Origin of the sequence: Halobaculum halobium, from assembly GCF_030127145.1 — an archaeon.
In the GTDB taxonomy this organism is placed as follows: Archaea; Halobacteriota; Halobacteria; order Halobacteriales; family Haloferacaceae; genus Halobaculum; species Halobaculum halobium.
On record NZ_CP126158.1, the window covers coordinates 441,287 to 459,701 of the forward strand.

Annotated in this window: 14 protein-coding genes and 1 pseudogene; 11 read left to right on the forward strand and 4 right to left on the reverse strand. The window is 68.8% G+C overall.

Annotation, left to right across the window (positions count from 1 at the left end; genetic code table 11):
* Nucleotides 1–12 precede the first annotated feature (12 nt).
* The 5 genes and pseudogenes from P0Y41_RS02435 to fdhF all read left to right on the forward strand — a co-directional run bounded on the left by P0Y41_RS02435 (nucleotide 13) and on the right by fdhF (nucleotide 8,380).
* A complete protein-coding gene (locus P0Y41_RS02435; protein WP_284063324.1) occupies nucleotides 13–1,086 on the forward strand; it encodes a CNNM domain-containing protein in 1,074 nt (357 codons plus the stop codon).
* A gap of 109 nt (nucleotides 1,087–1,195) precedes the next feature.
* Nucleotides 1,196–2,164: a sugar phosphate isomerase/epimerase family protein gene (locus tag P0Y41_RS02440; protein WP_284062417.1), complete on the forward strand. Its 969-nt coding sequence runs from the start codon at nucleotides 1,196–1,198 to the stop codon at nucleotides 2,162–2,164.
* 26 nt (nucleotides 2,165–2,190) lie between these two features.
* The gene (locus tag P0Y41_RS02445) at nucleotides 2,191–3,357 is read left to right on the forward strand and encodes a Gfo/Idh/MocA family protein (RefSeq protein WP_284062418.1); all 1,167 of its coding nucleotides are present in this window, start codon (nucleotides 2,191–2,193) and stop codon (nucleotides 3,355–3,357) included.
* Between the two features lie 489 nt (nucleotides 3,358–3,846).
* Nucleotides 3,847–4,860, forward strand: a pseudogene (locus tag P0Y41_RS02450) (NADH-ubiquinone oxidoreductase-F iron-sulfur binding region domain-containing protein); the annotation flags it as partial.
* Between the two features lie 94 nt (nucleotides 4,861–4,954).
* The gene (gene fdhF / locus P0Y41_RS02455; protein WP_345783175.1) at nucleotides 4,955–8,380 is read left to right on the forward strand and encodes a formate dehydrogenase subunit alpha; all 3,426 of its coding nucleotides are present in this window, start codon (nucleotides 4,955–4,957) and stop codon (nucleotides 8,378–8,380) included.
* 10 nt (nucleotides 8,381–8,390) lie between these two features.
* Here the strand turns inward: fdhF and P0Y41_RS02460 are convergent, their stop codons facing one another.
* A complete protein-coding gene (locus P0Y41_RS02460) occupies nucleotides 8,391–9,245 on the reverse strand; it encodes an eIF2B alpha/beta/delta subunit family protein (RefSeq protein WP_284062419.1) in 855 nt (284 codons plus the stop codon).
* Between the two features lie 132 nt (nucleotides 9,246–9,377).
* Between P0Y41_RS02460 and priS the strand changes: the two genes are divergently transcribed.
* From priS to bcp, 3 genes are read left to right on the forward strand one after another with little or no spacing between them, the layout of a single operon-like run.
* Entirely contained in the window at nucleotides 9,378–10,547 is a 1,170-nt protein-coding gene (gene priS, locus P0Y41_RS02465) for a DNA primase small subunit PriS (protein WP_284062420.1), read from the forward strand.
* 21 nt (nucleotides 10,548–10,568) lie between these two features.
* On the forward strand, nucleotides 10,569–11,681 hold the full coding sequence (locus P0Y41_RS02470) for a hypothetical protein (protein WP_284062421.1): 1,113 nt from the start codon (nucleotides 10,569–10,571) through the stop codon (nucleotides 11,679–11,681).
* Between the two features lie 58 nt (nucleotides 11,682–11,739).
* Complete coding sequence (gene bcp, locus P0Y41_RS02475) at nucleotides 11,740–12,213, forward strand: thioredoxin-dependent thiol peroxidase (RefSeq protein ID WP_284062422.1); 474 nt, start codon at nucleotides 11,740–11,742, stop codon at nucleotides 12,211–12,213.
* An 18-nt stretch (nucleotides 12,214–12,231) separates the two neighbouring features.
* Here bcp and P0Y41_RS02480 read toward each other — a convergent pair whose 3' ends face one another.
* The 3 genes from P0Y41_RS02480 to P0Y41_RS02490 form a co-directional block, all read right to left on the reverse strand.
* The gene (locus P0Y41_RS02480; RefSeq protein WP_284062423.1) at nucleotides 12,232–13,143 is read right to left on the reverse strand and encodes a DMT family transporter; all 912 of its coding nucleotides are present in this window, start codon (nucleotides 13,141–13,143) and stop codon (nucleotides 12,232–12,234) included.
* A 112-nt stretch (nucleotides 13,144–13,255) separates the two neighbouring features.
* Nucleotides 13,256–14,305, reverse strand: a complete 1,050-nt coding sequence (idsA3, locus tag P0Y41_RS02485; RefSeq protein WP_284062424.1) for a geranylfarnesyl diphosphate synthase — start codon at nucleotides 14,303–14,305, stop codon at nucleotides 13,256–13,258.
* Between the two features lie 2 nt (nucleotides 14,306–14,307).
* Nucleotides 14,308–15,660, reverse strand: a complete 1,353-nt coding sequence (locus tag P0Y41_RS02490; protein WP_284062425.1) for a ribonuclease J — start codon at nucleotides 15,658–15,660, stop codon at nucleotides 14,308–14,310.
* 369 nt (nucleotides 15,661–16,029) lie between these two features.
* On the opposite strand from P0Y41_RS02490, the gene P0Y41_RS02495 reads away from it, so the two are divergent.
* The 3 genes from P0Y41_RS02495 to purF all read left to right on the forward strand — a co-directional run bounded on the left by P0Y41_RS02495 (nucleotide 16,030) and on the right by purF (nucleotide 18,258).
* Complete coding sequence (locus tag P0Y41_RS02495) at nucleotides 16,030–16,245, forward strand: LSM domain-containing protein (protein ID WP_284062426.1); 216 nt, start codon at nucleotides 16,030–16,032, stop codon at nucleotides 16,243–16,245.
* A complete protein-coding gene (locus tag P0Y41_RS02500) occupies nucleotides 16,242–16,418 on the forward strand; it encodes a 50S ribosomal protein L37e (RefSeq protein WP_159669710.1) in 177 nt (58 codons plus the stop codon). Before P0Y41_RS02495 ends, P0Y41_RS02500 begins: the two co-directional genes overlap by 4 nt.
* Before the next feature lie 301 nt (nucleotides 16,419–16,719).
* The gene (gene purF, locus P0Y41_RS02505) at nucleotides 16,720–18,258 is read left to right on the forward strand and encodes an amidophosphoribosyltransferase (RefSeq protein WP_284062427.1); all 1,539 of its coding nucleotides are present in this window, start codon (nucleotides 16,720–16,722) and stop codon (nucleotides 18,256–18,258) included.
* Nucleotides 18,259–18,415 lie beyond the last annotated feature (157 nt).

Below are 18,415 nucleotides of genomic sequence, written 5' to 3' on the forward strand. Positions count from 1 at the left end.
GCTACGACAGCGATGGGTACGCCCGAGGTCCTGATCAGACTCGTCGCGGGGGTCGGACTGATCCTCGCCAACGGCTTTTTCGTCGCGATCGAGTTCGCGCTGACGCGGGCGCGACAGTTCACCGAGGCGGAGTTCGTCGGCGACACGCCCGCGCTGGAACGCGCCTGGGAGATGACCCAGAACCTCGAGATCTATCTGACGACCTGCCAGGTCGGGATCACCGCCTCGAGCATCGCCGTCGGGATCGTCGCCGAGCCGGCGCTGGCGGCGCTGTTCGAGCCCGTGTTCGAGAACACCGCGCTCGCGTCGGTCGGCGCCGGGGCGATCCTCGGATTCGTGATCATCAACCTCCTGCACCTGACGCACGGCGAGCAGACGCCGACGTATCTCGGCGTGGAGCGATCGCGGCTGGTGTCGCGCTACGGCGCGACGCCGCTGTACTACTTCCACATGCTGATCTCCCCGGTCATCACGTTCGGCGACTGGATCGCGAAGGGCACGCTGAAGCTGTTCGGCGTGGAGATGACCGGCGCGTGGCTGGAGACAGAGGAGGACGTCATCGAGTCGCGCGCGGACCTCCGTCGGGAGCTCTCCTCGACGCTGGAGGCGGGCGATCTCTCCGAGGAACGACGCGAGGAGGTCGTCAACGCCCTCCGAGTCGGCGAACGGACCGTTTCGGAGATCTCGGTCCCGCCCGAGGAGATCGTGTCGCTGTCGACGGGCAACGACTGGGAGGAGAACCTCGCGACGATGCGCGAACACCCGCATTCGCGGTTCCCGCTGCTGGGCGACGACGGTCAGGAGTTCCTCGGCATCGTGTACGTCCCCGCGTTCATCCGCGAGGTCGACCGACTCGCCGACCACGACCTCGACCTGCGGGAGGTCGCGGCCCCGCCGATGACGCTGTCGCCGGACGCGACCGTCTCGGACGCGATCGACCGCTTCCAGGCGGAGGGCCAGGAGCTCGCGCTCGTCGTCTCCGACGGTGAGATCCGCGGGCTGGTGACCGCCACGGACGCGTTCGAAGAGGTGATGGGCGAACTGGAAGACCCGATGGACAGGCGCGCCGCCGAGGGCGCGGACTGAGCGGCTCAGCCACGAGATCGAACCGCCGGCGACCGTCTCGCTGCGTCTGCAGCGTGCCTCGGGTCACCCGACATATAGATTTATTCGGATCGTTGTACAATCCGCGAGCATGGACATCGGCGTACTGACCGTACCACTCGGCGGCGAATCGCGGGCGGACGCGTTCGAGTACCTCGCCGGCATCGGCGTGGAGACCGTCGAGCTCGGCGTCGGCGGCTACCCCGGACAGGACCACACCGACCGCGAGGCGTTGCTCGCGGACGAAGACGCGAGAGAGACACTGCGCGCGGACCTCGACGAACACGACCTGCGCGTGAGCGCGCTCGCGACCCACAACAACCCGCTGCACCCCGACGAGGAGACAGCGGTCGCGGCGGACCGCGAACTCCGGGAGGCGGTGGAGCTCGCCGACGAGTTCGAGGTCGACACGGTCACCTGTTTCTCGGGGCTACCCGCGGGCGGCCCGAACGACGAGGTGCCCAACTGGGTCACGGCGCCGTGGCCGACCGAGCACGCAGAGGCGGAGGCGTACCAGTGGGAGGTCGCCGAGGACTACTGGTCGGATCTCGCCGCCCACGCCGACTACCACGGCGTCGACCTGGCGATCGAGATGCACCCGAACATGCTCGTGTACGAGCCGCACGGCATGCTGAAGCTGCGCGAGCTGACGAACGAACGCGTCGGCGCTAACTTCGACCCCTCGCACCTCTACTGGCAGGGGATCGACGCGACCGAGGCGATCCGCGTGCTCGGCGAGAACGACGCGATCCACCACGTCCACGCGAAGGACACGAAGGTGTACGAGTCGCAGTCGCGCGAGAAGGGCGTGCTCGACACGACCGATTACGCCGACAGCGAGAACCGCTCGTGGCTGTTCCGGTCGGTCGGCTACGGTCACGGCGAGGCGCACTGGAAGGACGTGGTCAGCACGCTCCGGATGGTCGGCTACGACGGCGCCCTCTCCATCGAACACGAGGACGCGCTCACCTCCTCGCGGGAGGGCATGGAGAAGGCCGTCGACCTGCTGAAACGCGCGCGCTTCGAAACCACTCCCGGCGACGCCTACTGGGCGGAGTAAGTCCGCGGGTCCCACGAGACACAGCCATGACCGACGAACCCATCGACATCGGCGTCCTGGGGTATCGCTTCATGGGGAAAGCGCACGCGAACGCGCTCGACCGCCTCCCCATGTTCTTCGAGGACGCTCCCGAGACGAACCGCCACACGGTGATCGGACGCGACGAGGAGGCACTAGCGGACGCCGCAGAGACGCTCGGCTTCGAGCACACCGCCACCGACTGGTGCGAGGTGATCGACGAGGTGGACGCCTTCTACAACCTCGGCCCGAACCACCTCCACGTCGAACCGTCCATCGCGGCGCTGGAGGCCGGCACGCCCGTCCTCTGTGAGAAGCCGTTGGCGCCGACGCTCGCGGGCGCCGAGGAGATGCGCGACGCCGCCGCCGCTGCGGACGTGCCCGCCGCCTGCGCGTTCAACTACCGGTTCGTCCCGGCGATTCGCTACGCGAAGCGACTCATCGACGCGGGCGAACTCGGCGAGATTCGACAGGTCCGCGGCAGATACCTCCAGGACTGGCTGTCGGACCCGGAGGCGCCGTGGAGTTGGCGCAACGACGAGGACATGGCCGGGTCGGGCGCGCTCGGCGACCTCGGCGCGCACACGATCGACCTCGCGCGCTTCCTCGTCGGCGACCGGGTCAGTGAGGCCGCGAGCGTCTCTGGGCACCGCAAGACGTTCACCGAGGAACGCCCGGTCGAGGGCGCCGACGGCGAGACGCGACCCGTCACCGTCGACGACGCCTACTCCGCGCAGGTGGAGTACGACTCGGGGGCGATGGCCACCTTCGAGGCCTCCCGAGTGACAGAGGGTCACAAGAACGACCACACGATCGCCGTCCACGGCAGCGAAGGGAGCCTGCAGTTCTCGCTGGAACGCCTGAACGAACTGGAGGTCATGACCGGCGACGCCCGCGGCTACGAGACCGTGCTCGTCACCGACGAGGACGACCCCTACATCGACCACTGGTGGCCGCCAGGGCACGTCATCGGCTGGGAGCACACGTTCGTCCACGAGAACTACGAGTTCCTGACAAGCGTGGCGCAAAATCCCACAAACGGGGGCGACGAAGTCGGCGGAACCGGCGAGGGCGCCGAGTTCCACCCGAACTTCGAGGACGCCTACGAGGTCCAGCGCGTGCTCGATGCGATCGGGCGCTCGGACGCCGAAGGCGTCCGCGTGAACCTCAACTGATCCGACCACCGGTCGCGGCCGCACCCCACCGTGGGAACGTTTTTGACCGAATCCGCGAAAGTGTGAGCCATGACCACAGCCGACGCGGACGCGGACGCGACGACCGTCCGCGTCGCGTTCGACGACGCCGACGGGGTCGCGGTGTTGGAGGCGGCCAGGCGGGCCGCCGACGCGGCGAGCGACCCCGACGGACCCCCGATCGAGACGCTCGCGGTCGGGTCCCCGGGGACGGTCCACCTGCCGCTGGCCGCCGTGACCCGAGGGGGACGGACCGCGGTCCACCGGTCGGTCGACCCGAACGAGGCCGCGAGCCTGGTGAGCCTGCTCGCTGACGGCGACCTCCCCGTCGACGGTGCGGATTCCGTCGTCGAGCACGAGCCGGATCCCGATGACTTCCCCGTCGACGGCGGGCCGCTCTCGGCGGGGACACGACGCACCCTCCGGGGAGCCGGGTGGACCGATCCGACCGACTTCGCGTCGCCGCCGGCGATGGGCGAGCGCGCGCTCGAAACGGTCTCGCGGCTCGGCCTGCGCGGCCGCGGCTGGGGCGACGCTCGGCAGGACGAGCCGCTCGCCGAGGGGTGGCGCGAGGCCCGCGACGCCGAGGGCGACCCGGTGGTCGTCGTGAACGGGCTCGACGCCGACCCGAAGGCGGACGGCGATCGGCTCGTGCTTGCGAGCCTCGCCGGTCGGGTCGTCGCCGGCGCCGTCGTCGCCGCCAGCGCGGTCGACGCCGCGGAGGTCGTCGCGGTCGTCCCCGAGGACGACCCGGTCGTCGCCGACCGCGTGAGCGCCGTCGCCGACCGCGTCGCCGACGAGACGAACCTGACTGTGGAGGTCGTCGGCGCCGAGGCGGACTACATGACGGCCGAACACACCGCCGTGCTGGAGTCGATTGAGGGGAACGATCGGATCGAGGCGCGTCGCCGACCCCCCGCGCCGGAGACGTGGGGGCTGTTCGAACGGCCGACGCTCGTGCACACGCCCAGAACGCTCGCGGCCGTCGAACGCGGGGTCGCCGACCCCGACGCCCTCGACGCTGACGCCGCCGACCCCGGGACTGGGCTCGTGACGGTCGTCGGCCCCGAGCGGCGCACGGTGGAACTACCGACGGACGCGAGCCTGTCTCGCGCGCTGGGCACCGAGAAGGCCGTCGAGGGCGACGCCGACGCGTTCGCCTGCGTGGGGGGACAGTTCGGCGGGCTGGCGCGCGATCTCGACACGCCCGCGTCTGCGCCGGCGCTTCGCGGTGCCGGGCTGGGAACCAACGGCTCGATCGAGCCGTTCGCCGCGGGGCCGGGCGGCGGCTGTCCCGTCGTCGTCGTCGGGCGACGGATGCGGGTCGCCCGCGAGAGCAACTGCGGTCGGTGCGTCCCGTGTCGCACCGGGAGCGTGCGCGCCCACGAACTGCTTCGGGAGGTGTACGCGGGCGAGTTCGCCGAGTCGAGACTGCGCGAACTGGCGCGAACGATGAGTCGCACGTCGCTGTGCGGCTTCGGGGGCGACGCCGCTCGGCCGCTCGAGACCGCGCTCGCCGAGTTCGCGGGCGACCTGCGCGCGCACGCCGAGGGTCGCTGCCCCGCGGGGTGTGTGACCCGTGAGCGCGGACGGGAACGAGCGGGGCGACGGCCGCGACCCGCTCCCGCGGGTCCCCGACGAGACGCGGGTGTCGGACCCGCGCACGTCGACGCCGCTGACCGAGACGTTCGCGCCTGGGACGGCCGCCGACCCGCCCGTGCGGGCGGCCGAGGACGGCGGGTGCGGCTGCGGATCGTGCGGGTGCGGAGGCGACGAAGCCGACGGCGACGCCATCCCAAACCCCACCACCGACGGCGACGAGGGCGAACCCGTGACCGTCGTCGTCGACGGCACCGAGGTGTCGGTGCCCGCGGGCGCGACCCTGTTGGACGCGATGGAGGCCGTCGAGTACGAGGGGACCGTCCCCGCGCTGTGCGCGTACGGCCGCGACGGCGGCGACTGCTCGGACGACATCGGGCCGCGCTCGACGTGCCGCACCTGCACTGTCGAGGCCGACGGGGAGTTGGTTCCCGCCTGTTCACAGCCCGCAGAAGACGGCGTATCGGTGCGGACCGACGACCCGGACGCCCGCGAGGCTCGGGAGGTGAACCTCGATCTCGTTCTCTCTGACCACAACCTCCGGTGTACCACCTGCAACCAGAACGGCCGCTGCGAGCTACAGGACGCCGCGATCGACACGGGCGTCGAGGAACCCCGGTTCGGCGTCTTCGACGAGCGAAGCGAGTACGAGCCTCTCGACGACACCTCGTCGTTCATCCAGATCGACCGCAACAAGTGCATCACCTGCGCGCGCTGCGTCGACGCCTGCAACGACGTGCAGGTGTCGGGGGTCCTCCGGATCGAGGGGACCGGCGAGGACACCGAGATCGGGTTTCAGTCCGAGGCAGAGACGATGGCCGACTCGGCGTGCGTCTCCTGCGGCCACTGCGCGACGGTATGTCCGACCGGTTCGCTGACCGAGCAGGGGCTCGCCGGGCTCGCGACGCTGCCGATTCCGGGGTTCACGCACGCGAACAGCGTCGGGAAGTCGCTGACGGCGGACGCGGAGAAGGCCGCCCGGGCAACGAGCGAGACGGGTGGCCGACGCGGAGCGGGCGGCGACCACAGCGGCGCGCGAACCGGCGACGGCGCGGCCGGAGCCGACGGCGCCGACAGCCCCTCGCCGACCCGCGAGCGCGCCGAGTCGGACGGGCTCGCCTCGGCGCTGCGGTGGGCGAAGCGGACGGCGGGCGACGCCGGCCGCTCGGCGCTGCTCGCCGGCGAACACGCCGCCGAGTCGCTGGCGGCTCGGACGATGAAGGAGGGGTGGCTGTTCGACGCCGCGAGCCGGGTCGCCGATCACCGCCTGAAAGACGTGGAGTTCACCGAGACAACGTGCGGCTTCTGCGCGGTCGGCTGTCGCTTCCAGCTCGTCTCGAAGGACGACGAGGTGCTCGGGGCGGTGCCGACCGACGACCCCGCGGACGCGCCGGTGAACGACTTCTCGACGTGCGTGAAGGGGAAGTTCGGCTACGAGTTCGCGAACTCGGACGAGCGACTGACGACGCCGCTGGTGCGGGGCGACGACGGCGAGCTTCGCGGAGCCTCGTGGGAAGCGGCGCTCTCCCGGGTCGCCGAGGGATTCGAGTCGATCCGCGAACGCTCTGGGTCGGACGCGCTGGCGACGTTCGCCTCCTCGAAGTGTACCAACGAGGAGGACTACCTGATGCAGAAGTTCGCGCGCGCCGTCCTCGGGACGAAGAACGTCGACAACTGCGCGCGGCTGTGTCACTCCTCGACGGTCGCGGCGCTCAAGCAGACCCTCGGCTACGGCGCGATGTCGAACCGCATCAACGAGGACATCGGCGAGGCCGACGCCTACCTCATCACCGGGTCGAACACGACCGAGAGCCACCCGGTGCTGGCGACGCGGATCAAGCGAAACGTCCACGACGGTGCTGACCTGGTCGTGTTCGACCCCCGGAAAGTGGAGATCACCGAGCACGCGAGCCAGTACGTGCGCACCGACCCCGGGTACGACGTGGCGTGGATCAACGGCCTGATCCGGTACATCGTCGCCAACGATCTCCACGACGCCGCGTTCGTCGAGGAGCGCACGCGAAACTTCGAGGCCCTCCGCGAGAAGGTGGAGCCGTTCACGCCCGAGGAGGTCGAGCGGCTCGCGGGCGTCGCGCCCGAGGATCTGGAACGGGCGGCCGAGACACTCGCCAGCGCGGACTCGGTTGTGTTCGGGTGGGCGATGGGAATGACCCAGCACAGCCACGGCACCCAGAACGTCCTCGCGCTGGCGGACCTCGCGCTCGTCACTGGTAACCTTGGGAAACCCGGCGCAGGCGTCTCGCCGTTCCGCGGCCACAACAACGTGCAGGGCGGCGGTGGCGACATGGGAACGCTCCCGAACCTCCTGCCCGGCTACCGCGATCCGGGCGACCCGGACGTGCTCGACGAGTTCGAGAACGCGTGGGGCGTCCGCCCCCCCGCCGAGGAGGGATTGACGGTTCCGGAGGTGTTCGACGAGGCCCTCGCGGGCAACGTGGAGGGCCTGTACGTGATGGGAGAGAACCCCGCGCTGTCGGAGCCGGACCTGGCTCACGCCGAGGAGGCGTTGGCCGCGCTCGACTTCCTCGTCGTACAGGACGTCTTCCCGACGGAGACGGCGGCGTACGCCGACGTGGTGCTCCCGGCAGCGACGTTCTCCGAGAAGGAGGGCACCTTCACGAACACGGAGCGACGCGTGCAGTTGGTCGGGAAGGCGACCGAACCGCCGGGCGACGCCCGCCAGGACTGGGCGATCATCCAAGAACTGGCGAACCGGATCGATCACGCGGGAGGTCCCTGGGCGTACGACGGCCCCGCGGCCGTGATGGACGAAATCAGCGACGTGGCGCCGATCTACGGCGGCATCAGTCACGACCGTCTCCGCGAGGAGGGCGGGCTCCAGTGGCCCTGCGAGGACGAGTCTGACCCTGGGACGCCGTACCTGTACGAGGATGCGTTTAACTTCCCCGACGGGAGGGCGCGGTTCGTCCCCGCCGACACGGGCGAGCCGGGCGACCTCCCGAGCGAGGCGTTCCCGCTCACGCTCACGACGGGCCGCGTGCTGTACCACTGGCACACCGGGACGCTGACGCGGAAGGTCGAGGGGCTGCTCGACCACGTCGGCGAGGCGTTCGTCGAAGTGAACCCCGCCACCGCCGAGCGCCTCGGGGTCGCCGACGGCGAGCGCGTCAGGGTCGAGTCGCCGCGGGGCGCCATCGAGGTGCGCGCCGAGGTCAGCGACCGCCCGGGTGACGGCGTCGTCTTCGTCCCGATGCACTTCGCCGACGGCGCCGTGAACCGCCTCACCGGCGATCACGTCGACCCAACGAGCGGCATCCCCGAGTACAAGGTGTCGAGCGTCCGGATCCGTCGCCTCGGCGACGACGGGGAATCGAAGTCGCCACCGGAGCGAGGAAACACCGACGGGGTCGCCGGTGACGACTGACGCCGCCGACTCAGAGTTCGCGGACGCCCTCGTCGGTGATGACCGAATCGATCAGTGATGTCGGCGTCGCGTCGTATGCGGGATTCTCTAGGGTGATGTCGTCGACGGGTTCGAGCATCACCTCGCTGGGCGGACGGAATTCGTTTTCGAAGCGGAACCCCCCGTCTATCACCTTCGTTCCGGAGCCGACGACGACGACCGGGACGCCGACCTCCGCGGCGGCGGCCGCGATCGGGAACGTCCCGATCCGGTTGTAGAGGGTGTCCTCGACGATGCAGTCCATCCCGACGACGACGCGGTCGGGGTCGACCTCGCGGAGGAGATAGCCCGCGGCGGCGTCGACCGCGAGGTGAGCGTCGACCCGGTCCATCGCCGCGAGCGTGCGCGCGCTCTTGCGGCCGAGAAAGCGCGGCCGCGCCTCGGTGACGTACCCAGTCAGGTGTGCGCCCCCGGCGACCGCCGACTCGACCGCCTCCAACACGGTCGAGGAGTAGTCGTGTGTGAGGAACGTCTCGCCGTCCTCGAACGTACGCGCGGCGTTTTCGGCCGCCTCGCGCTTGCCGGTCTCGATGCGTTCGACCTCCTGACCGATCGCGGCGTCGAGGAGGTCTTTCCCCCCCTCGACGGTCTCGGCGTTCCCCAGCACGGCGTCGGCGATCGCGCGCATCGTCCGGTGGAGGCTCGCGTGCGAGGGGTTGGCGCGGCGAAGCGCCCCGGCGTTGTGGTCCAGGTCGCGCTCGAACTCGTCGAGCGTGGCGTACTCGCGGTCGAGCAGTTCTCGCATGGCGCTTGCGGCCTTCACCGCGACGACCGACGAGGAGTGCGTCTGCATCTCGCGGATCTCGGCGACCGTCTCGTCTATCATGGGTCCGTGGTCGGTGCTTTCGGGGTTAGGTGTTCCGGGACTCCGCGTGGACGCCCCCGGCGCGTCGACGGGCGACGCGAGACACAGACGGCAACACTCATACCGGCGTCGCCACTACCCAAACTCCGTCAGATGAACCGCCGCACCCGCGAGTACCTGAAGGGCCGCTTCGGCGACTACTACCGGAGCGCGTCCGTCTCCCCGCCGCCCGAGGCCAACGAGCGGGAGTGGGGACACATCCCCTTCACCGCGGGCGACGGCACCACCATGGTCCGCCACCAGTCGCTGTTGGACATCGGCGAGGTGAGTGAGTTCCTCGCCCGCGAGACGCCCCGTCACGCCTACTTCTCTGCGGCCCGGTACGACGACCCGGCGAACAAGCGGATGACCGATAAGGGATGGCGCTCGGCGGACCTCGTGTTCGATCTCGACGCCGACCACCTCCCCGGCGTCGACCCCGAGGCGACGAGCTACGGCGAGATGCTCGCGGCGTGCAAGGAGGAACTGCTCGCGCTGCTCGACCTGCTGGAGGCGGACTTCGGCTTCGCGGACACGGACCTGCGAGTCGTCTTCTCCGGCGGGCGCGGTTACCACGTTCACGTCCGCGACGACGCCGTGGCCGACCTCGACTCGACGGCCCGGCGGGAGGTGGTCGACTACGTTCGCGCGGTCGACCTCAACTACGACGGCCTCATCGAGCGGCGCCCGAACGACCGCGGGACGACGCTCCAGAAGCAGCTCCGTCGCGAGGGCGGCTGGGGTCGGCGCGTTCACGAGGAACTCGTCGCCTACGCGGAGGACCTTCGCAAGATGGACGAGGCAGACGCGCTCGCCGAGCTCCAAGAACTAGACGGCGTCGGCGAGAAGACCGCCCGCACCATCCACGGGGTGCTCGAACGCAACCCCGAGGGGGTGAAGTCGGGCAACGTCGAGTTGGGACCGGGCGCCTCGACGCTCGTGCGCGCGATCGCCGAGCGCGTCACCGCCGAGCAGACCGCTCCCATCGACGAACCGGTGACGACCGACATCCGCCGGCTCATCCGGCTCCCCGGCTCCATTCACGGCGGCAGCGGTCTGCTCGTCTGTCCGCTGGAGCGCGACGCAATCGACGCCTTCGACCCGTTGGCGGACGCCGTCCCCGACCGGTTCCGCGGTCGCGACATCCTCGTGGACGTGCGCGACCCGGGACCGGTCGACGTGGGCGACGACAGAGATAAGGTGGAGGAGGGAATCGTATCGGTCCCAGAGTACGTCGGCGTGTTCCTCATGGCCAGAGGGCGCGCGGAGAAGGCGCGGGAGTAGCGATCGGAGGAGTTGGACACGATGGACCTAGACGAACTACGCTCGGTACAGTCGAAGGAGCGCACGAAAGACAGCCTCCAGCACCTGCGCGACTCCTTCTACGAGGACGTCGCCGCGTACCTCGCCGAGCGCAAGCGTCAGCGCGACGAGCGCGCTGCGGGCGTCGACAACCCCTTTTCGGACCAGCAGGTCCGCAAGCTCTCAGACGAGATCGAGACCGCCGAGGAGGTCGTCGAGTCGCTCTACGAGCGGCGCGTCGGCAAGGTCGTCAAGCTCTCGTCGTTCGCCGCCGCGGGCGCACCCACCGACACCGAGGGGATGACGGTCCAAGAGGTCGAACTGTTCGAGGATCTGGTCGTCCGCATCGAGCAGAACAAGAATCGCGTTCTCAACGTGCTGGAGACCGGAGCCGACGTGGCTATCGACGCCGATTCTGGCGCCGCTGGCGCTGTTTCGACCGAACCGAGCGCCGGGTCGGACGCGCCGCCGGCCGCAGTTGCCGAGGCGTCGACACCGGACTCAGCCGGAGCAAAAGAGCCGACCGACGGTCCCGAAGACGACGCGAGCGGCGTCTTGGCAGACGCGATGGGCGGCGACGGAGCCCCCTCGAACGGTTCCTCAGGCGGAGCGACCACAGAGACGCGGCCCTCGGACGGTGCCGACGGGGACGCGAACGCCGATACTCACGCCGACCCTACGGCCACCATCGATGCGAACACCGACTCGAAAGCCGGCACCGACGCAAAATCCGCCGCCGACGCCCCGCCCGGGAACGACAGTCCGCCCGGAGAGTTTGTCCCGGGCTCGGAACCCGATCGGGCGGGCGGTGCAGTCGTCGAGCCAGCCGGCTCCGATGAGTCCGCAGCCACCGCCGCCGCAGACTCCACTGCAGAATCCACCGGCACCGCCGCCGCCCCCGAGTCTGCCGCCACCGCCGAGCAGGCGGCCGGGAGCGATTCGACCGAGCCAGCCGACGGCACAGACCGCCGAACCGTCCGAATCACCCGTGACGTGGGACAGATCCTGGGCGTCGACGAGCGCGAGTACGAGCTCGCGAGCGACGACGTGGTGACGCTCCCGACGGCCAACGCGGATCCCCTCCTCCAGCGGGACGCGGCCGAGCCGATCGAGTGACCCCGTCGGCGACCCGCACACCGACACGGCTTTTCACGTCGCGGACGGATGGTCGGTGATGCTCGACACTGGCACCGAGGCACCCGCCTTCTCGCTCCCCGATCACGTCGGCCGGGAGGTTTCGCTCTCGGAGTTCGAGGGACGACGCGTCGTGCTCTACTTCTACCCCCGAGCCGACACTCCCGGCTGCACGACCGAGGCGTGCGGGTTTCGCGACGCGTACGACGAGTTCGACGAGCGCGACACGGCGATCCTCGGCGTGAGCGACGACCCGGTGGACGACCTCACCGCGTTCGCCCGGAAACACGATCTCCCGTTCGCGCTGCTGTCCGACGAGGACGGCGCGGTCGCGAGCGCGTACGACTCCTACGGCGAAAAGAACGTCTTCGGTAACGTCGTCGATGGCGTGTTCAGAAACACCTACCTGATCGGTCCAGACGGGCGGATCGAGCGGACGTACGAGGGCGTCTCGCCGGAGGAACACGCTGAGGAACTGCTGGCGGATATCGACGACCTCCGGGACGACCAGTAGCGAGAGGAGCCGACCGGCTTACCACGACCGGCCGCGCAGTTCCCGGCGGATCGCCTCGCGTTTCACGAGCGTGAAGCCGACGACGACGACGACGAAGCCGATCACGGTCAGCGGCGTGACCGGCTCCGAGAGGATGACAGCGCCGGCGACCGTCGCGACCACCGGAACCACGTAGCTCACGAGGTTGATCTCGAACGGGCCCAGGAGGTCGAGGAGTCCGAAGTAGATGGCGTAGCCGACCGCCGAGGCGAACACGCCGAGGAACGCGAGCGAGACCACGACCGGAGGCGAGAGCGCCGTCGGGAGCGGCTGGGGTTCGCCGGCGGCGACGCTGAGCGCGTGGAGGAGACCGGCACCGAGAGCCATCCCCCAGGCAGTGCGCGGCAACGCCTCGGAGTCGGGCTCCAGCCACCGGGTGACGACGCTGCCGAAGGAGACCGCGACGGCGGCGACGAACACCAACGCGACGCCGATCGTCGTGTCGCCCCCGAGGTTCGACGGCGACGGCTGGGCGACCAGTCCGACGCCGGCGACGCCGAGCAGGACGCCGACGTACCCCCGCACGTCGAGGCTTCCCTCGTCCAACAGCCAGACCGTGAAGAACGTCGTCAAGATCGGGTTGAGGCTATAAACGATCGAGGCGATTCCGCCGGTCGTGTACTCCTGCCCGTACGCGAGGAAGGTGATGTTGGCAACGACAAACAGCAGCCCCGCGACCGCGACGGCCGCCAGGTCGGTCCCCGAGGACGGGATCGGTTCCTCCGATCGCCAGAACACGTACGCCAGTGCGACGAGCGCGCCCACGTCGAAGCGATAGGCGCCGAGCAACAGCGGACGTAACTCGGTTAGGCCCACCTCGATCGCGGGGAAGCTGCCGCCCCAACAGATCCCGAGCGCGAGAAACAGCGCGGCGTTTCGGGCGGTGCTCACGAGTGACTCACGACCGATAACGCGGGTCGAACCGACTTCGGCGTTTCCGTTCCGGGCGGAACGACCGGATCGCGGCAGCGGGATCTCGGGCCTCGAGTCGAGGCCCCGATCCTCAGTAGCCGCGGGTGATGAGGTAGTCAGCGAGGTCCGCGAGTAGGTCGCGGGCGGGGCCTTCGGGCAGCACCGAGAGGCGCTCTTTCGAGCGCTCGGTGAGATCCTCGGCCATCTCGCGGGCGTAGTCGATGGAGCCTGCCGCTTCCAAGGTCGCGACGGCGTCCTCGACCGCCGCCTCGCTCACCTCCGCGGGCGTGTCCGCGCTCACAAGCGCGTCCACGTCGACGCCCTGCTGGCGCGCGTGGAGCGTGATGAGCGTCTCCTTCTCCTCGACGAGGTCGGAGCCGCGCTGTTTGCCCAGCTGCTCCGAGGGCACCGTCAGGTCCAGCACGTCGTCTTGGATCTGGAACGCGCGCCCGGAGTCGACGCCGTACTGGTACAGCGCCTCCACCGTCTCGTCGTCGGCGCCCATGAGCACCGCCGGGATGGCCGCCGACGCCCCGTACAGCACCGCGGTCTTCAGCTCGACCATCTCCAGGTACTCCTCGGGGGTCACGTCGTCGCGGGTTTCGAACTCCACGTCGAGTGACTGGCCCTCGCAGATGCGGGTACACGCTGAGGCGAGGCGGTTGACCGCCTCGACCGTGTTCGCCGGGTCCGCACCGGTGTCTGAGAGGAGCTCGAACGCCTTCGCGTACAGCGTGTCGCCGGCGAGGATCGCCGTCTCCGTGTCGTACGCTCGGTGGACCGCCGGCTCGCCGCGCCGGAGGTCGTCGTCGTCCATGATGTCGTCGTGGATCAGGGTGAACGACTGGATGACCTCGACGCTGACAGCCGTGCGCATGAGGTCGAACCGCTCGCCGTCGAGCGCCGGGAACGACCGGTAGTCGGTCGTCGCGTCCGCGTCGACGCCGGCGAGCGCCTCCGCGACGAGCAACGCCGCCGTCGGTCGAAGGCGCTTGCCGCCGGCCTCCAGGATGTACCGGGTGGCCTCGTACAGGCGTTCCGGGTCCGCCATCGGAAGATCCTCGTCGATGGCGGCGTTGACTCGCTCGCGGCGCTGGTCGACCGCCGCGAGCACCCGTTCGGCCGTCGCGTCCTGCGACATCGTCACTCGGTCAGCTGGATCATGTTGCCGTTCTGCGTGACGTGGAGGTCGCGCCCGAGCTTGTACCCCTTGCGGCTCGCGAGGTCGACGTACGGCGCGAAGCCCTTCATGTCCTGGTGGGCTGGGATGACGTGCTGGGGCTCCAGCGCGTCGAGCATCTGGTAGTGCCCCTCCTCGCGAAGGTGGCCCGACACGTGGATGTCGTCGTAGATGCGCGCGCCCTGCATCTTCAGGAGGCGCTCGGACTGGTAGCGCTGGCCCTCGTTCGTCGGCTCGGGAATGACCCGCGCCGAGAAGACGACCTTGTCGCCGTCGTCCAGTTCGTAGGGGGTCTCGCCGCGACCCATGCGGGTGAGCATCGCGCGCGGTTCGCCCTGGTGGCCCGTCACGATGGGGAGGTACTTCTCCTTGCCCTCCTGCATGATCCGCTTGAACGTCCGGTCGACGGACTTGCGGTGACCGTACATCCCGAGGTCGTCCGGGAAGTCGACGAAGTCCAGCCGCTCGGCGGTGCCGCTGTACTTTTCCATCGAACGGCCGAGCAGCACCGGTTCGCGGCCGATATCCTGTGCGAACTCGACGAGCGAGGAGACGCGCGAGACGTGCGAGGAGAACGTCGTTGCGACGATGCCGCCGTCGTAGTCCTCGATGCTCATCAGCGTGTCCTTGAGGTGATTTCGCGCGTGAGACTCCGAGGGCGTTCGGCCTTTCCGGCCTGCGTTGGTACAGTCCTCGATGTACGCGAGAACGCCGTTGCCCTCGCGACCGATCTCGCGGAACCGCTTCATGTCGATCGGGTCCTCGAGGACCGGCGAGTGGTCCATGCGCTTGTCGAGGCCGTAGACGACCGCGCCCTCGGGCGTGTGGACGACCGGATTGATCGCGTCGATGATAGAGTGCGTGACGTGGACGAACTCCAGTTCGACGTTGCCCGAATCGCCGATAGACATCGTCTCACCGGCCTCCATCTTCACGAGGTCGTTGTCGACGTTGAACTTGTTCTCGCTTTTCACCTGCTGTTTGACCAGTTCGATGGTGAACGGCGCCGAGACGATGGGCGCGTCGTAGCGGTGTGCCAGCTTCGAGATGGCGCCGATGTGGTCGAGGTGACCGTGCGTCGGCACGATCGCCTGGACGTCGCCCTCCATGTCGCTCATGATCCGGTCGTCCGGAATGGCGCCCATGTCGATAAGGTCCAGGCTGTGCATCTTCTCCGTCTCGACGTTGTCGTGAATCAGGACCTGACTCAGGTTGAGGCCCATGTCGAACACGACGATGTCGTTCCCTGCGCGAACTGCCGTCATCTGGCGACCGACTTCCTCGTAGCCGCCAATTGTTGCGATTTCTACTTCCATTGTGTGCGTTGTCTGCGTTGCGAGCGTGAATCCCGCGCGTCGCGCGCGGCCGATGCTCGTACGGAAAGCCCCGGTACGGGTCACTGTGGACCCCGGCGTCTTACAGCGCGTCGGTCCGCAATCCCGCAATACGAGGTCGAACCCCGTACTTACCCGCGGGCGATGGTAGATGTACCGTATCGGTCATCTGTTAAAACTGCTCGGGTTCGAGCGTCGCAGTTCCGACTGACTCGTGAATCGGATTGCGGGTCGACGTGTCTCGGGGACCGAGGGTCCCTCGGCTCAGCGACTGTGTCTCCCCCTGTGTGAGTGGCTCGTCGGTGGATGGCGTCCGGTACGCTTAAACCCGAATCCGCCGACGGATGGAACATGACTGGCCGCCCGCTCGACGTGCTCGAGGAGGCTCTGGACACTCCCGTGACGGTCCACCTCAAAGACGGCACCGCTCACTTCGGCGTTCTCGCTGGCTACGACCAACACATGAACGTCGTGCTCGACCCCACCGAACTGGAGGGTTCGACGGACGACGAGGTCGAAGACACAACGATTATCCGTGGCGACAACGTCGTTTCCATCAACACATGACCGGAGCCGGAACGCCGTCTCAGGGGAAGAAGAACAAGACGACGCACGTCAAGTGTCGACGCTGCGGCGAGAAGTCCTACCACGTGAAAAAGAAGAAGTGCTCCTCGTGCGGCTTCGGCAAGTCCGCCAAGCGCCGCGACTACGAGTGGCAGTCGAAGGCCGGCGACAACTGAAGCGCCCCTCCGCGTTCTCTCTTCACCGCTCTTCCAGTCCGAATAGCGACTTCTTCGCGACGCGCTCGACACTCGTGGCCCGACCGTCGCTTACATCGACCACCCGGGACGAGGCGCCGACCCGCCAGATCCGATAGCCATCGGCCGACGCACGTCGAACGAACGACAGCGACGTCGATGTCGCTTGGTCTACCGGGCCCCCCCGGTTACGAATACATATTTGTGCATAACACTACCGTCGAAACGGGCGACCTACGCACGATAACGAGGGTTTTTGTGGAGCGGGGCCGAGGTTTCGCCCATGTCACACGGCGACCCCGGTGAGGGGGCGGCGGCACCGGTCACTTCGATCACCGAACCGCTCGACGACGGCTCGCGCGAGCCGACCCCCACCGACGGGCCGACCGAGAAGTGCGGCGTCGTCGGCGTCGCGCTCGACGACCGCGCCGCCGCGCGACCGCTGTACTACTCGCTGTACGCGCTTCAGCACCGCGGACAAGACTCCGCCGGGATCGCCACCCACGATGGGTTCCAGCAACACAGCCACGTCGAGATGGGACTCGTCGGCGACGCCTTCACCCAGACGGACCTCGACGACCTCGCCGGATCGGCGGGGATCGGTCACGTTCGATATCCGACCGCTGGCAGCGTCAACACCCGCTGTGCGCAGCCGTTCTCGGTGTCGTTCAAATCCGGCGCACTTGGGCTTGCGCACAACGGGAATCTGGTCAACGCAGACGACATCCGCGACGAACTCGCGGCGACGGGTCACGCGTTCACCACGCAGGGGGACACGGAGGTCATCGCTCACGACCTCGCGCGCAATCTCCTCGAATCGGATCTCATCCGCGCCGTCAAGCGGACGATGAGCCGGATCCACGGCTCGTACTCGCTCACCGTCATGCACGACGATACGGTCATGGGCGTGCGCGACCCGCAGGGGAACCGCCCGCTGTGCATCGGCAAGCTGGACGACGGCTACGTCCTCGCCAGTGAATCCGCCGCGATCGACACGCTCGACGGCGAACTCGTCCGCGACGTACGACCTGGGGAACTAGTGGTTCTCGAGAGCGACGGCAGCGGCTTCGACTCGTACCGACTGTTCGAGGAGGACAACTCCGCACACTGCTTCTTCGAGCACGTGTACTTCGCCCGGCCGGACTCCGTCATCGACGACACGCTCGTATACGAAGCCCGTCGCGATCTCGGGCGCGCGCTGTGGGATGAAGCCGGGATCGACTCGGACGTGGTCATGCCAGTCCCCGACTCCGGGCGGGCGTTCGCCTCGGGGTACGCCGACGCGGCCGCCGAGGACGGCGCAGACGTAGAGTTCGCCGAGGGACTGATGAAGAACCGATACGTTGGACGGACGTTCATCATGCCGACCCAGGACGAGCGCGAGCGTGCGGTGCGACTCAAGCTGAACCCGATCCGCTCGACAGTCGAGGGGAAGACGGTCACCCTGATCGACGACTCCATCGTGCGCGGCACCACCTCGACACAGCTCGTGCAGTTGCTCCGCGACGCCGGTGCCGAAGCCGTGCACGTTCGGATCGGCGCGCCGGCCATCATCGCGCCGTGTTACATGGGCATCGACATGGCCACGCGCGAGGAGCTGATCGCCGCGGACCAGTCGGTCGAGGAGGTGCGCGAGGAGATCGGTGCGGACTCGCTGTCGTATCTGTCGGTCGACGCCGTCGCAGGCGCACTGTCGTCCACGACGGCGGACCTCTGTCTCGGCTGCGTCACAGGCGAGTATCCGTACGACATCGACGGCGAGGCGACCGACCGCGACGTGACCCGGCCGACCGTCGGGGCGCCGTCGCCCGCCGACGATTGAATTCTCATCACTGAGCCCTCGACATCGACGTCGTTGCTCGGCCCGATGCCCGCCGTGGACTACGTAGCCGACTGCGATAGATTGCGAACAGGCGACACCTGGGTTCGTCCGCGGACCGCGGTGTCGCACACCCGCTGTCGGCCCGCGGTGACGCTCA